General features: G+C 72.1%; 16 protein-coding genes. 9 read left to right on the forward strand and 7 right to left on the reverse strand.

The window, feature by feature from the left end:
* From ACWCSD_RS33705 to ACWCSD_RS33720, 4 genes are all read left to right on the forward strand, one after another.
* Positions 1 to 294, forward strand: a 294-nt coding sequence (locus tag ACWCSD_RS33705) for a DUF418 domain-containing protein (RefSeq protein ID WP_449920975.1), incomplete at its 5' end; no start/stop codon positions are given.
* 75 nt (positions 295 to 369) lie between these two features.
* Positions 370 to 708: an ArsR/SmtB family transcription factor gene (locus ACWCSD_RS33710; RefSeq protein ID WP_352351957.1), complete on the forward strand. Its 339-nt coding sequence runs from the start codon at positions 370 to 372 to the stop codon at positions 706 to 708.
* Entirely contained in the window at positions 708 to 974 is a 267-nt protein-coding gene (locus ACWCSD_RS33715) for a hypothetical protein (protein ID WP_352326042.1), read from the forward strand. The genes ACWCSD_RS33710 and ACWCSD_RS33715 overlap by 1 nt, the downstream gene beginning before the upstream one ends.
* A 9-nt stretch (positions 975 to 983) precedes the next feature.
* Complete coding sequence (locus tag ACWCSD_RS33720; RefSeq protein ID WP_449920978.1) at positions 984 to 1,958, forward strand: NAD(P)-dependent alcohol dehydrogenase; 975 nt, start codon at positions 984 to 986, stop codon at positions 1,956 to 1,958.
* Here ACWCSD_RS33720 and ACWCSD_RS33725 read toward each other — a convergent pair.
* Positions 1,948 to 2,412, reverse strand: coding sequence for a DUF2867 domain-containing protein (locus ACWCSD_RS33725; protein ID WP_449920980.1), 465 nt, complete (start codon positions 2,410 to 2,412; stop codon positions 1,948 to 1,950). The two genes, ACWCSD_RS33720 and ACWCSD_RS33725, sit on opposite strands and share 11 nt — an antisense overlap.
* Positions 2,413 to 2,464: 52 nt before the next feature.
* On the opposite strand from ACWCSD_RS33725, the gene ACWCSD_RS33730 reads away from it, so the two are divergent.
* Positions 2,465 to 3,040, forward strand: a complete 576-nt coding sequence (locus ACWCSD_RS33730; RefSeq protein WP_449920983.1) for a TetR/AcrR family transcriptional regulator — start codon at positions 2,465 to 2,467, stop codon at positions 3,038 to 3,040.
* A 93-nt stretch (positions 3,041 to 3,133) separates the two neighbouring features.
* On the opposite strand, the gene ACWCSD_RS33735 is transcribed toward ACWCSD_RS33730, so the two are convergent.
* The 4 genes from ACWCSD_RS33735 to ACWCSD_RS33750 all read right to left on the reverse strand — a co-directional run bounded on the left by ACWCSD_RS33735 (position 3,134) and on the right by ACWCSD_RS33750 (position 7,774).
* Positions 3,134 to 3,913 carry a class I SAM-dependent methyltransferase gene (locus ACWCSD_RS33735; protein ID WP_449920985.1) on the reverse strand — a complete coding sequence of 260 codons (780 nt, stop codon included), beginning with the start codon at positions 3,911 to 3,913 and terminating at the stop codon, positions 3,134 to 3,136.
* Between the two features lie 560 nt (positions 3,914 to 4,473).
* Positions 4,474 to 5,865: a GH39 family glycosyl hydrolase gene (locus ACWCSD_RS33740; RefSeq protein WP_397165992.1), complete on the reverse strand. Its 1,392-nt coding sequence runs from the start codon at positions 5,863 to 5,865 to the stop codon at positions 4,474 to 4,476.
* Between the two features lie 90 nt (positions 5,866 to 5,955).
* Positions 5,956 to 6,708, reverse strand: a complete 753-nt coding sequence (locus ACWCSD_RS33745; protein WP_397165994.1) for an SDR family oxidoreductase — start codon at positions 6,706 to 6,708, stop codon at positions 5,956 to 5,958.
* A 28-nt stretch (positions 6,709 to 6,736) separates the two neighbouring features.
* Positions 6,737 to 7,774: a phosphotransferase family protein gene (locus tag ACWCSD_RS33750; protein ID WP_397165996.1), complete on the reverse strand. Its 1,038-nt coding sequence runs from the start codon at positions 7,772 to 7,774 to the stop codon at positions 6,737 to 6,739.
* Between the two features lie 157 nt (positions 7,775 to 7,931).
* On the opposite strand from ACWCSD_RS33750, the gene ACWCSD_RS33755 reads away from it, so the two are divergent.
* Together ACWCSD_RS33755 and ACWCSD_RS33760 are read left to right on the forward strand one after the other, a co-directional pair.
* The gene (locus tag ACWCSD_RS33755; RefSeq protein WP_449920988.1) at positions 7,932 to 9,014 is read left to right on the forward strand and encodes a GNAT family N-acetyltransferase; all 1,083 of its coding nucleotides are present in this window, start codon (positions 7,932 to 7,934) and stop codon (positions 9,012 to 9,014) included.
* Positions 9,011 to 10,141, forward strand: coding sequence for a DegT/DnrJ/EryC1/StrS family aminotransferase (locus tag ACWCSD_RS33760; RefSeq protein WP_449920990.1), 1,131 nt, complete (start codon positions 9,011 to 9,013; stop codon positions 10,139 to 10,141). The genes ACWCSD_RS33755 and ACWCSD_RS33760 overlap by 4 nt, the downstream gene beginning before the upstream one ends.
* Here ACWCSD_RS33760 and ACWCSD_RS33765 read toward each other — a convergent pair.
* Together ACWCSD_RS33765 and pdxR are read right to left on the reverse strand one after the other, a co-directional pair.
* Entirely contained in the window at positions 10,113 to 10,832 is a 720-nt protein-coding gene (locus ACWCSD_RS33765) for a hypothetical protein (RefSeq protein WP_397166001.1), read from the reverse strand. The genes ACWCSD_RS33760 and ACWCSD_RS33765 overlap by 29 nt on opposite strands.
* Before the next feature lie 41 nt (positions 10,833 to 10,873).
* The gene (gene pdxR, locus ACWCSD_RS33770) at positions 10,874 to 12,268 is read right to left on the reverse strand and encodes a MocR-like pyridoxine biosynthesis transcription factor PdxR (protein WP_449920993.1); all 1,395 of its coding nucleotides are present in this window, start codon (positions 12,266 to 12,268) and stop codon (positions 10,874 to 10,876) included.
* A gap of 71 nt (positions 12,269 to 12,339) precedes the next feature.
* Here pdxR and ACWCSD_RS33775 point away from each other — a divergent pair, with 71 nt between their 5' ends.
* The gene (locus tag ACWCSD_RS33775) at positions 12,340 to 12,978 is read left to right on the forward strand and encodes a pyridoxamine 5'-phosphate oxidase family protein (protein ID WP_449920996.1); all 639 of its coding nucleotides are present in this window, start codon (positions 12,340 to 12,342) and stop codon (positions 12,976 to 12,978) included.
* 85 nt (positions 12,979 to 13,063) lie between these two features.
* A partial coding sequence (locus ACWCSD_RS33780; RefSeq protein WP_449920998.1) for a serine/threonine-protein kinase occupies positions 13,064 to 13,972 on the forward strand: 909 nt, incomplete at its 3' end.

Raw genomic sequence — 13,972 nt, forward strand, 5'->3', positions numbered from 1 at the left:
GTGGGCCGGGCCCTGGCCGCCCCCGGGCGGATGGCCCTGTCGAACTACCTGGGCCAGTCGCTGATCTGTTCGCTGATCTTCACCGGTTACGGCCTGGCCCTGGTGGACCGGGTCAGCCCCGGCGTCGAGGTGCTGATCGCGCTGGCCATCTTCACCGTCCAGGTGCTCTACAGCCACTGGTGGCTCAAGGGACACCGGTACGGGCCGGTGGAGTGGGTGCTGCGCTTCCTGACGTACTGGCGCAGGCCCACGGGCGAGCGGCGCAAGGCACCCGACTCCGCGCAGACCGTCTGAAATCTTCTGCCCAAAAACCCTTTGGGCGAGGTACGCTCTCATGTGTAAGGAAAACCTTTCACGTGACGGGAAATCATGACCGATGCCGGGCCGACCGGTGACGAGCTGGTCGAGATGCTGGCGGCGCTGGGCAACCCCCTGCGGGTGCGCATCGTCGCGACCCTGGCCGCCGGCCGCGACTATGTGAGCCACCTGGCCCGTGAGATCGGCGTCAGCCGTCCGCTCCTCCACATGCACCTGCGGCGGCTGGAAGCGGCCGGCCTGATCGTCGGCACGCTGGAGCTCTCCGAGGACGGCAAGGCCATGAAGTACTACGAAGTCACCGACTTCGACGTCCACCTCACCGCAGCGGCGCTGGCCGAGGCGGCCAAGACCCTCACCGCGCCCGACCCGGAGCCCAAGGAGCGCCCCTGATGCCCACCGCCTGGCCCGAGGTGATCTTCATCCTCGGTGTGCTGCTCGTGACCGGCTTCCTGATCTGCCTGGTCATCGTCGGCCTCTTCGACTTCCGCAAGGCGAAGCTGGAGGCCCTGCAGAAGGACGACCTGCGCCGGCTCGTGCACCGGTTCGAGCAGCTCGCCGAGAACACCCTTGACGCCCAGCAGCGCTCGGCCGCCGACCTGGCCGAGCTGCGCGCCCGCACGGCGTCGATCGAGCAGATCCTCAGAACCGTCGAGTAGGAGCGTGCCATGAAGGCCATCCGTTACGCCGCCTACGGGCCGCCCGAGTCCGTCGTCGAACTGCGTGAGGTCGATCCGCCGCCGGTCGGCGACGACGATGTGCTGGTCCGGGTGCGGGCCGCGGCCGTCAACCCGGGCGACTGGCACTTCGTGCGCGGTCTGCCGTACGTGATGCGGGCCGTCTGCGGGCTGCGCCGCCCCAAGTTCGCCGGGCTCGGCATGGACCTGGCCGGTCAGGTCGAGGCGACGGGCCGCAACGTCACCCGGCTGAAGCCCGGCGACGAGGTGTTCGGCCACTTCCGGGGCGCCTTCGCCGAGTACGTCGCCGTCCCCCAGGACAAGGTGCTGCTGGAGAAGCCGGCCGGTTCGACGTACGAGCAGGCGGCGGCCGTGCCGCTGGCGGCGCTGACCGCCTACGAGGCCCTGGCCACCAGAGGCGAGGTCAAACCGGGGCAGAAGGTCCTGGTCGTCGGCGCGGCGGGCGGGGTGGGGACGTTCGCGGTGCAGATCGCCAAGGCGCTGGGCGCCGAGGTGACCGGCGTGTGCAGCGGCGGCAAGGCGGAGCTCGTCGCGTCCTTGGGGGCCGACGAGGTCATCGACTACACCCGGCAGGACTTCGCCCAGCATCCCGGCCGGTACGACGTCATCCTCGACAACGTCGGCGACCGGCCTCTCGCGGACTACCGGCGGGCCCTCGCCCCCACCGGCGCCTACGTCCCCAACGGGGGCTCCGGCGGCGGGTCGCTGCTCGGGCCGACCGGGCGCATCCTGCGCGTGCTCGTGACCAAGCCGTTCGTCCGGCAGCGCCTGGTCAACTTCGTCACGGCCGCGGACCGGGACACGTTGGCCGCCGTGCGCGGGCTTGTCGAGGCGGGCCAGGTCGTCCCGGTCGTCAGCCGGACGTACCGGCTGGACCAGGTGCCCGAGGCCATCGCCCACGTCGAGCAGGGCCACGCCACGGGCAAGGTCGTCGTCACCCTCTAGGCGCCCCCAGGCGGCGCTGGGCGGAGCGGAGCATGGCCCGGACGACGATCGGGTGCACGAGGCGTACCGGCCAGAAGTAGAGCCGGCCGCGCCGGCCCTTCAGCCGGACGGTGGTCGTGACCCGCACGAGCCGGGCCTCGCGATCGACCCCCACCCCGCAGCGGAAGTCCAGGTGCCGGTCGTCGGCCACGATCAGCGCCTCCTCCCCCTCGACCCGGGCGACCCCGAAGACGTCGCGCGGCGCGCGCGGGATGCCGACCAGCGGCACGACCGCCTGGCGCAACCACAGGGCCGCGGCGATCCAGCGGGGCATCGACCTGGTCGAGAAGACGGCCTTCGCCCAGGCCCGCGGGTCGTCGGTCGCGCGCGGCGGCAGCACGCCGACGACCACGTCGGCGTAGTCGGGCGCGGGCATGTCGTCCAGGGCGGACGACCAGTAGACGGGTGTTCTCATGACGCCTCCATACGGTGCCGTATGGTGAGGACTATACGGTACCGTATGGCGAATGGCGCAAGGGGGCCGGATCACGGCGGAACAGTGGGTGGACGCGGCGTACGCGCGGTTCACCAAGATCGGACTGGACTCGGTGCGGGTCGAGGCCGTCGCCCGCGACCTCGGCACCACCAAGGGATCCTTCTACTGGCACCACGCCGACCGCGGCGCGCTCGTCCGGGCGGTCATGGAACGCTGGGAGGCCGAGGAGACCGAGCACATCATCGCGGCCGCCTCCGCCGAGGCCGAGCCGCGCGCCCGGCTGCGCGCCCTGTTCGGCACGGTCGCGGCCCGCGCGGGGCGGCGCGGCGGCGAGAGCCGCCTCTACCTCGACGCCGAACGCGAGGGCGTCGCCGACATCGTCACCCGGGTCACCCGCCGCCGCGTCGACTTCGTCGCCGGGCTCCTGGTGGGGCTGGGCTTCGACGAGGGGGAGGCGGAACGCCGGGCGCTGCTCGCGCTGGCGGTGGTGCTCGGCCTCCAGCAGCTCGAACGCGGCACGCGGCCGCACATCGTGCTCGACCAGGCGCTCCTCACCGAGACCGCCTTCACGATGGCCGTCACGCCGCCACCCGCCCAGGGCCAGTGAGTGCCGATCGCGGAGGCCCGTCACGGCCGATCACGGAGGCCCGTCAGGGCCGCGTCAGGCCGCCACTGGGCGGTCCGGGCGGGTTTCCTGCGGTCAGGCGTCTGGGCCGTTGCGCTGGAGTTCCAGGAAGTCCTGGTCGCAGCTCAGGCGGTAGCCGTCCGGGGTGCGGAAGTGTTCCTGGAGGTAGGCGGCGACCTCGTCCATGGCGGGCGGCTGCGACAGCGGGACGACGTTCAGCATGAACTGCGCGACGGCCAGGGCGGTTTCCAGGTCGGGCATGGTGACGGAGGCCGGGTCGGTGCTGATGCCGATCTCCCATTCGGTGCCCGCGGTGGCGGCGAAGGCGCGTCCTAGGGCGTCCAGGTCGTAGCGGTGGCCGGTGAAGCGGCGCAGCAGGCGCATGCAGTCGCTGTCGGGGTTCTGCATGACGACCACGGCGAAGCCGCCCTCGGCCGTCCAGGAGGCCAGCCGCTGGAGCTGGCGCAGCCAGGACTGTTGCGGCAGGTAGTACAGGACGTGCGCGCACAACACCAGGTCGGCGGTCTCCTCCGGGTCGGCGGTGGCGATGTCCTGACCGAGGATCGTGGCCTCGGGACACCTGCGGGCCAGTTCGGCCCGCAGGTGCTCGTTCGGCTCGATGGCGATCGTCCGGTCGAACCTGGGGGCCAGCCACGCGGTGGTCTCGCCCGTCCCCGCGCCGGCGTCGATGAGCGTACGGCGGTGGGGCAGCCGTCCCACGACCCGGGCCAGTTCTTCGCGAGCTCGGATCTTCTGGTCGGTGTGGGCCAGGAAGGTGGCGAAGGCGGCGTCGTAGGCCGCGCTCATCGGGTCGAGGATGTGCACGATGGGCGGCTCGGCGTTGCTGTCGGTCATCACGGTCCCCGGCATCACAAGTCAGTCACTTTCGGCTTATGGAGCACCACTCTACGTTCATGGGTGTCGGGATCGGTGAAGCGGTGGACCGTACCGGGCGGCTGCCCCGGGACGGGCCCCGGGATCGTGAAGCCGGGATCGTGAAGCCGGGGTCGGGTGGGGAGGGGGCTGGGTGCGGGCTCGGGTGTCGGGGGTCGCCGGGGGTGAGGGCGAGGCAGGCTTGGGGCAGGCCGGTGGGTGAGGGCGATGCCTAGGCTGAGGGGCTTTCGTGGGTGTTCGACGCATGGTGACGGTGTCGTGGAGTCCGGTGTAGGAGCCGCGGCGAACTCCAGGAGCCGAGGCGCAGGTGAGCGCCGTACGTCGCCGATGACCAAGCAACGACGCGCCAACCAGGGATGCGCAAGGCGCCCTTCCAGGGGTGGAAATCGTCAGTGCCGCAGGCGCCTCTCCAGGGTGGGCTCCAGCAGGCCCACCCGGTAACCAGGCAACGGGCCGGGTGGACCATGGGCGCCTTAGGCGCCGGGCTTGGAAACCATCAGCGCCGCAGGCGTCGGGTGCCGTCAGGCGCCGCCTCTTCCCGCCCACTTGATCTCGTACGCCCCCAGCGTCACCGCCTTGCCGTCCACCGTGGCCGTCACCTCCCGGTCGGACGTGTTCACCATGACGACCTGCTGCTCCTGCGCCAGCACCTTCACCTTCGGGTCGGACGACGTCACCGAGCCGTCGAGCCGCGCCCCCGCCGGGAACCACCGGGTGAACCCGCTCAGCAGCCCCGCCATCGGCATCTCGTCCCCCCGCCCGGGCGCCCAGAGGCAGCCGTCGCACTGGCCCGTCCCCTTCACCTGCGGGTTCCAGTACAGGGCGGTGGTGACGCCGCTCCTGGCGAACTCCATCATCGCCGCCGCCTGCACGGCCGTGCGCCGCTCCTCGCTCCACCCGGAGTTCTCCGGCTCGACGTACCACTCGGCCCACCAGACGGGCAGGTCGTCGCTCTTCTCCCGCAGCCACTTCGTGATCGCGCCGAACTTGGCGAGCGCGCCGAAGTCGTCGGGAACGTTCCCCTTGTCGGTCGTCATCGAGGCGCCGTCCACGACGATGAAGTCGGCGCCCTTCTTGTGCTCGATCCAGTACTCGATGGCGTCGAGCGCCCGCTGATCGACGGTCCCCCAGGGCCCCTTCAGCTCGGACGGCCCGCCGCCCGAGCCGGTCTCGATCGGCATGTACGGCCCGCCCACCTTGATCTGCGGGTCGACCTTCTTCAACGCCGTGTAGACCTTGTTGTAGAGCTGGGTGTACCCCTCGGCGTCCCAGCGGTTGGTGGAGGGGTCCCAGAAGCCCTTGAACTCGTTCCACACCATGTAGTACTTGACGGTCGGGTACTGCCGGGCCACCCGCGCGGCCAGCTTGGCGTAGTCGTCGAAGTGCTCCGGTTTGGGGGCGACGGTGTGGTTCTTGCTCCAGTCGGTACGTCCGGGCTGCCCGCCCTTCATCCAGTCGGGCGCGCAGCACAGGGTGATCACCGGCACCGCCCGCGACGACGCCATGAACGTCAGCCGCCGGTCGAGGTCGCGGAAGCTGAACTGGCCGGGGCTCGGCTCGGGGTTGCCCACGCCCCAGCCCATGATGTGCTGGTTCTGCAGCATCGGCACCCGTCCGAGCATGCCCCTGGCCTGTTCGACGACCGGGCGCGGCTCGGTCTCGGTGCTGTACTGCGTGTGCGTGATGCCCCACCGGGGCCAGTCGTGGAGCACGGGCGGCTGTTCGAGCCGCGGCGGCGCCTGGGTGGGCCCGACCTCGGCCACCTCGCCGCCTTTGAAGCCCTCGCGGGAGCTCGACCGCATGCCCGCGTAGACCATGATGCCGACGACGAGCACGACCGCGAGGACGCCGGCCCCCAGGGCGATCGGCCATGGCGACCGTTTGCGCGCGTGTCTGCCCTCGGTGGGAATCACGGAACGCTCCTTACCATCACGCAACGTACAAGGGCCAGGCAGTGCCCGGCCCTTATGACGGTAATCGTTCCGCTTGCAGCAGACTTGCTGTCAATCGGAAGCGGGTGGGTGCTGACCGCCCGCGGGCCCGGGAACCCCCGAGTAACGGTACGGCACCGGCTGCCTACCCGGCTGCACGATGAGCAGGGTGCCCGGCGTCTCGGTGTAGAAGGCGGACTCGACGGCGGCGGCGACGTCCTCGGCCGTGAGCAGCGGGAATCCGGCGTCGACGAACATCTCCCGCGCGGCGGCCACCAGCGGAGTGTCGGTGAATCCGGGGCAGACGGCGTTGATCCGGATGTTCTGCTGGGACAGCGGCTCGGCCAGCGCCCGGACCAGGCCGACGACGGCGTGCTTGGTCATGGTGTAGATCGGGTCGCCGGCGAAGGCCACCAGCCCGGCCAGCGAGGACGTGGCCACGATCGCGCCGCCGCCCGACCTGGCCAGCAGCGGCACGCTGGCGCGCACGCCGAAGACGACGCCGTCCACGTTCACGCCGACGACCGCGCGGTAGCGCTCCAGGTCGAAGTTCGCCAGGTCGACGCCCCCGGAGATGCCGGCGTTGAGGTGCACCAGGTCGAGGCGGCCGTACCGCTGCTCGGCGAGCGCGACGGCCTCCAGGGAGGCTTCCTCGGTGCTGACGTCGGCGGCCAGCCACGCGCCCTCGACCTCCTTGGCCACCCGCTCGACGCCCTCGCCGTCGCGGTCGACGAGGACGCACTTCGCGCCGCCCGACGACAGCCGCCGGGCCACCGCGGCGCCGATGCCGCTGGCCGCTCCGGTGATGAGTGCAACTGTGCTCATGGGGCTCCTCGCGGGGTCAGGGGCGGGGTCAGGGCTGGTCGAGCATGCGATGGGCGCGGGAGATCAGCGTCGGCACGGCCGCGCCGATGCGGTCGAACCCCTCCCCCACGGTCTTACCCTGCTTGAAGCGGGCGTGGATGCCCTCCACGATCACCGCCAGCTTGAAGTTGCCGAAGGCCACGTAGAACCCGAGGTCCGAGATGTCGCGGCCGGAGACCTTCCCGTAGTGGGCGGCGAACTCGGCGGCGTTCATGAACCCCGGCGCCACCGTCACGTCGCCCGACACGGGGATGCGGGCCCGTTCGTCGTCCCCGCGGTCGTGCCAGTACGTCAGCGTGAGCCCCAGGTCGGCCAGCGGGTCGCCGAGCGTGGACATCTCCCAGTCGACCACGGCCATGATCTCGATCTCGGCCGGCGGCGGCGCCAGGCGCACCAGCGTGTTGTCCAGCCGGTAGTCGCCGTGCACCAGGGTGCTGTCGGACGCGGCGGGCAGCCGCTCGCGCAGCCGCCGCACGAGGCTGTCGTAGTCGGGCAGGTCGGCGGTCTTCGACCGTTCCCACTGCTGGCACCACCGGTCGAGCTGCCGGCCCAGGTACCCCTCGGGACGGCCGAAGTCGCCGAGCCCCACCTCGCGGTAGTCCACGGCGTGGATGGCGGCCAGCACCTCGGCCAGCCGCTCCGACAGCCGCCGCGTCTGGGCCGGCGTCGGCCGCCCCAGCTCGTCCTTGGTCTGCACGGCGGCGCCGGGCACGTACCCCATGACATAGAACGGCGCCCCGACCACCTCCTCGTCGGCGCAGAAGGCGACGGGCTCGGGCACCGGGACGGGCGTCGGCGCCAGCGCGGAGATGACCCGCCACTCCCGCCGCATGTCGTGGGCGGTGGGCAGCACGTGACCCAGCGGCGGTCTGCGCAGCACCAGCCGGCGCTCGCGCGCCTCCACCAGGTAGGTCAGGTTCGACCTGCCTCCGGAGATCAGCGAGACGGACAGCGGCTCCCCGGCGTCCGGCACGTTCCTGCCCAGCCACGAGACCAGCCGCGGCCAGTCGATCCCTGGTACCGTCATGGACACACATTAGAACGCCACTCGGTCCTGAAAGCCAGCTGAGAGTTGCATAACAGTAGGCCCGGCACATCCCAGGCATGGGCGCCCATCCTTTAACCTGGCCCTACACCTCTGACCGCATGCTGGTCAGGTTGTGGTAAGCCGACAGTAGGAGCCCATGCGCGTCACCGTTGCCCACCCTCGCGATCTGGGACAGCCCGAGCTCAGCCGATGGCGCGCCCTGCAGGAGTCCGACGCCGCCTTCGACAACCCCTTCCTGTCCCCGGAGTTCACGGTCACCGTGGGCGAGCTCCGCGACCTGGTCCGGGTGGCCGTCCTGTACGACGGGCCGGACATCGTCGGCTTCTTCCCCTTCGAACGCCATCCGCTGGGCATCGGCAAGCCGGTCGCCGCGGGGCTGACCGACGCGCAGGGCCTGGTCCACGCCAAGGGCCTCGACCTCGACCCGCGCCGGTTGATCAAGGAGTGCGGGCTGTCGGTCTACGAGTTCGACCACCTGGTCTCCGGCCAGCCGCTGCTCGACGGGCGGTGCACCACGCACCCCTCGCCGATCATCGACCTGCGCGACGGGTGGGGCCCCTACACCGAGACGTTGCGCGCCCGGTCCGGCAAGACGTACAAATCAACCCTGGCCAAGTCGCGCAAGCTGCAGCGCGAGTCGGGGCCGCTGCGCCACGACTACGCGATCACCGAGACCGGGCCGCTGCACACGCTGCTCGGCTGGAAGACCGACCAGTACCGGCGTACCGGGCGCACCGACCGGTTCTCCCAGCGGTGGATCGTCGAGCTGGTCGAGCGGCTGCTGGCCACCCGGTCCGACAGCTTCGCCGGCGTCCTCGACATGGTCTACGTCGACGACGTGCCGGTGGCCGGGCACTTCGGGGTGCGCACCCGCACGACGCTGGCCGGCTGGTTCCCGGCCTACGACACCGCCTACGCCAAGTACTCCCCCGGGCTCATCCACCACCTGGCGATGGCCGAGGCGGCCGCCGCGTCGGGCGTCCAGGTGATCGACATGGGCCGGGGCGAGAAGGAGTACAAGGAGAAGCTCAAGAACGGCGAGCTGGAGGTGGCCGAGGGCCGCGTGGCCAGGGCCGGCGTGGCGGCGGGGGTCCACTGGATGATGCGGGTGCCGGTGCGCAAGACGCGTGCCACGGTGATGGCCAATCCGCTGCTGCTCAAGACCGCCGACAAAGCGTTGAAAACTTTCGGGCGACTGCGTACCGTCCTACAAGGGTGAGACTCATCGCGGAGCGCACCGGGCGGCACTGCCTGTGGCTCCCATCCAACCGCCTCGGCCTCTACCTCGCGCTGCGCCACTGGTGCCTGCCGGGTCAGCGGCTGCTCATGTCTCCGGTCTCGGCCGACGAGATCCTCTTCCTCGTGCTGGCGGCCGGTCTGCGCCCGGTGATCGCGCCGCTGTCCCCGCGTGACGGCAACATCGACGTCTCCCGGGTCGACCTGTCCACGGTGGACGCCGTCCTGACGACGAACCTGTACGGCCTGCCCGACCAGGTGTCGGCCTTCGCGGGAAAGATCCTGATCGAGGACGTGGCGCACGCCCTGGAGACCGCTCCCGGCGGGCGCCCGCTGGGCACGTTCGGCCAGGCGGGGGTCTTCAGCCTGTCCAAGCATCCGGGCGCGGGCTCGGGCGGCGTGCTCGCGGTGACCGACCGCGCCGACCTCGAAGCGCTCGAACGCGCCCGCGACGAGCTGCTCGTCCCCGGCGCGCTGCGCGCCGACCTGTTCAGCGTGGCCACCTCCATGGCCCGGCAGGTCGCGCTCAGGCTCGACCTCGTCCGCCCGGCGCTCGCGCTGATGCGCGCCCTCGGCATGCAGGAGGAGCGCGAGGGCTACCGCATCGCCCTGGAGCCCGACGCGCTGGAGCTGGCGCTCAAGCAGGTGCCCGCGCTGCCGCCGTTCGACCCGTGGGTACGCGCCGACCTGGCGGCCTACCGCGCCCGGCGGGGGCGGCTGGTCCGCTGGTACCAGTCCAGGCGCCTGGCCAAGGTGCCCGGCGAGCGGGCGCGGCGGCTGGCCGGGATCGCCCGGCTGGCCGAGCTGCCCACGGTGGCGCCCGCCGTGCTGGACAACCTGGACCAGCCGCTGTTCCGCGTCCCGCTGCTGGTGCGCGACAGGGACGCGGCCGTCGCCGAGCTGGAGCGCCGCGGGGTGGCCACCGGCTACCTGTACGACCCGCCGTACGACGAGTACGCCCTCGGCTTCACCGACGCCTCGCCGGACCCGGGCCCCGCGCGCTGGTGGGCCCGGCACGTGCTGCCGGTGGACCCGCTGTACGCGGCCCGCTCGCTGCCCGTCCTGCGCGGTCTGGAGCCGCCTATGCAGGGTCCGCGCGAAGCAGTCTGAGGAACGCGCGCAGCCCGGTGATGATCTCCTGGTTGTCGTTGAGGCCGTCCACGGTCTCCTCGAAGCGGCGGGCCATCAGCGTGATCCGGCGGTCCAGGTCGTGGTCGGCCCGTTCCAGGCCGGCCCGGGTGGCCGCGAGCTCGCCGCCGAGCTCCTCGGCCTGCCGGGTGAGCCGTTCGGCGGCGGCGGACAGCGCCTCGACCTGGTCGCGCAGCGCGATCACGTCGAGGCGCGGGTAGCGGACCTCGCGTCCCAGCGTCCTGACCCGCTCGCGCAGGTGCCCGACGTAGGCCCCGGCCGGGCGGAACGCGGTGGCCAGCAGGTAGAACGCGGCGAAGTAGTAGCCGATCTGCCGCCCGGAGAAGAACGTGACCACCGCGACCACGACGGCCGAGACCACGTGCCCGGCGACCGCGAGGACGAGCATGCGGCGGGCGATCGTCCTGGCCTCCTCCGCACCGCGGGCCGGGACGTCGATGCCGGTCTCGCGGGAGACCTCGATGTCGCGCACCACCTGCCGGGCGGCGAAGGACAGGTTCCACGGGAAGGTCAGCAGGACGGCCAGCCAGACCAGGCAGATCGCGCCCAGGCCCAGCGACAGGAGGGTGGACAGGGGCACGCCCGCGTACAGGACGAGCCACGCGGTGACCGCCGTGACGATCAGCGAGGCCGGCAGGAGCCAGGGTTTCATGCCCGCCACCCTGCCGACGGCGGCCCGGCGGGCGCCAGCGCTCAGATACTCAATCCGGTCTGAGCATCCCGGATCAGCCCGGCCAGCACCGCGCAGCCGCGCCGGACGTCCCTGAGCGAGGCCGAGCCGTAGCCGAGGACCAGGCCGTGCAGGCGGGCGCGGTCGTGGTGGTGGCGGTCGGCGGGGTCGAGCAGCACGCCGCGCTCCCTGGCCCGCTCCACGACCTCCTGGACGTCGCCCGCCGGCAGCTCGGCCAGCACGTGCAGCCCGGCGGTGTCGCCGCGCAGGCGGCAGACCGGGCCGAGGATCTCCACGACGGCGGCCCGGCGGCGGGCGTACTCCAGGCGCATCCTGCGCAGGTGGCGGTCGAGGTCGCCGCGTTCCAGGAGGGTGGCGACGGCCTGCTGGACCGGTCCGCTGGTGCGGTCGGAGACCGCGGCGCGGAGGGCGGCGATCCGGCTCACCAGGTCGGGCGTGCCGACCAGCCAGCCGACGCCGACGTCGGGGGCCAGGGTCTTGGACAGCGAGCCGAGCAGCACGACGCGGGTGGGGTCGAGGCCGTAGAGGGCGGGGAGAGGGGCGACGTCGTAGCGGAACTCGGCGTCGTAGTCGTCCTCGACGATCGTGGCGCCGGTGCTCCTGGCCCAGGACAGCAGGCGTTCCCGGCGCGGGATCGGCAGCCGCCCGCCCAGCGGGTACTGGTGGGCCGGGGTGGTGTAGAGGACGCGCAGGTCGCGGGGCAGGTCGTCGACGATCACGCCGTCCTCGTCCACCGGGCAGGGCACGACCTCGGCGCCCCTGGCCGCGAACACCGTGCGGGCGACGTGGTAGCCCGGGTCCTCGACGCCCGCCCGTCCGCCGCCGGCCAGCAGGGCCAGCGCGCACAGGTCGAGCCCGTTGCCGGTGCCCCTGGTGACCAGGACGTTCTCGGGGCCGACGGCCATGCCCCTGGCCCTGCGCAGGTGGTCGGCGAGCAGCTCGCGCAGGCGCGGCAGGCCGTGCAGGTCGGGCGAGTCGCCGGGCGGCAGCTCGCCGGCGCTGCGCCAGGCCCGCTTCCAGGCGGCCCGGTCGTAGTCGCGCACCCAGGGGTCCCCGGGACGCAGGTCGATCCACTCGCCCTCGGGACGGCGGGCGGGCGGCGCCGGTTCGTACGGGCTCTCGCGCGGCGGGACGTGCGACTCCATGGCCGCCACGAACGTGCCGGACCCGTGGCGCCCCTCCAGCCAGCCCTCGGCGTAGAGCTGCTGGTACGCCTCGGTGACGACCGTCCGGCTCACCTTGAGCTGGTCGGCCAGCGCCCGCGTGGACGGCAGCCGCTCGCCCGGCGCGAGCGCGCCGCCCATCATGGCGTGCCGCAGCCAGCCGGCGAGCTGGGTGGTCAGCGGGGCGGCCGAGTCGCGGGACAGGGATACCGGCAGGTCAATGTGGGTGCGCACGAAAGTGGTCTCTAGGAAGGGTCGGTTAGTGGCCCTACAGGATAGGTCCACTTCGCGATTAGCGTCGAATCATGCTCTCCTCCACCCCGCGCACGGTTCTCGGCCGAGAGAAGCACCGCGGCAGCACCGACCGGAACGATCTCTACGACGTGCTCGACAGCGGACTCGTCTGCCATCTCGGCGTGGTGGCCGACGGCCATCCCATGGTCGTGCCCACCGGCTACGGACGGATCGGCGACACCCTCTACCTGCACGGTTCCACCGGGGCTCGCTCGCTGCGGGCCGGCGACGGCACCGAGGTGTGCGTCACGGTCACCCACCTGGACGGCATCGTGCTGGCCCGCTCGGTCTTCAACCACTCCCTCAACTACCGTTCGGCGATCGTCTACGGCCGCGCCCGGCTGGTGAGCGACCCCGACGAGCGGCTGGCGGCCCTGCGGGCGCTCACCGAGCAGCTCGCCCCCGGCCAGTGGGACTACGTCCGGCCGCCCACGCGCAAGGAGCTGGCCGCCACCGCCGTGCTGGCTCTGTCGCTGGCCGAGGCGTCGGTCAAGATCCGCAGCGGGGCGCCGGAGGACGAGGAGGAGGACTACGCGCTGCCGGTCTGGGCCGGGGTGCATCCGCTGGTCACGTCGTGGGGCGAACCGCAACCGGATCCGGCACTTCCAGAAGGTATCGATATACCGGTTCACATCCTCCGTCGGGAGTAGTTCCATGAATCCGGAACCACCTGGCAAACCCGACTCCTTGATCACGCGTCTCATCAGGTGGGCCGGCTCCTGATGGGAGAGGGCGATGGAGTGGAGTGCTCCCGGTTACACGGAGATCAGACAGCTCGGCGCGGGCGCGAGCGGGCGCGTCGTGCTGGGCGTGCACGACGAGACGGGCGTGAAGGTCGCGATCAAGTACCTCTCCGAGGCGCTGCTGCGCGACCCCGCCGCCCTGTCCCGCTTCCAGGCCGAGGCGCGGGTGCTGACCTCGCTGCGCGACCCGAACATCGCCACGATGTGGGAGTACATCCAGGAGCCGAACGGCGCCTGCATCGTGATGGAGCTGGTCAACGGCGTCTCGCTGCGCGCCCTGCTGCGTGAGAACGGCACGACCGAGCCGGAGGCGGCGCTGGTCGTGCTGAAGGGCTCGCTGCTGGGCCTGGCCAGGGCCCACGCGTCCGGGGTCGTGCACAAGGACTACAAGCCCGAGAACGTGCTCGTCCGCGACGACGGGATGAGCAAGCTCGTGGACTTCGGCGTCGCGGTGCCGCAGGGCACGGCCACGCATCCGGAGGGGACGCCGCCGTACATGGCGCCGGAGTTGTGGGCCGGCCGGCCCGCCTCGCCGGCGACCGACGTGTACGCGGCCACCGCGGTCTTCTTCGAGTGCCTGACCGGGCACCGGCCGTACCGGTCGACCGAGCCCAGCGTGCTCGGCTACCAGCACGTGCACGCGCCGGTGCCCTTCCACGACGCGCCCGAGGCGGTCCAGGGGCTCGTCCGGCGCGGCCTGGCCAAGGAGCCGCGGGACCGGCCGCCGAGCGCCCTGGCCTTCGTCGAGGAGCTGGAGGCCACGGCGCGGGCCGCGTACGGCGAGGACTGGGAGGAGCGGGGCAGACGGCGCCTGGCCGCGCTGGTCGCCCTGCTCGCGCTGCTCCTGCCGGCCCCGCCGCAGCCCACCCCCGAGGTCACCACGTCCCTGGCCAGGACGGTC

The sequence above is a fragment of the Nonomuraea sp. NPDC001684 genome (genome assembly GCF_053596515.1).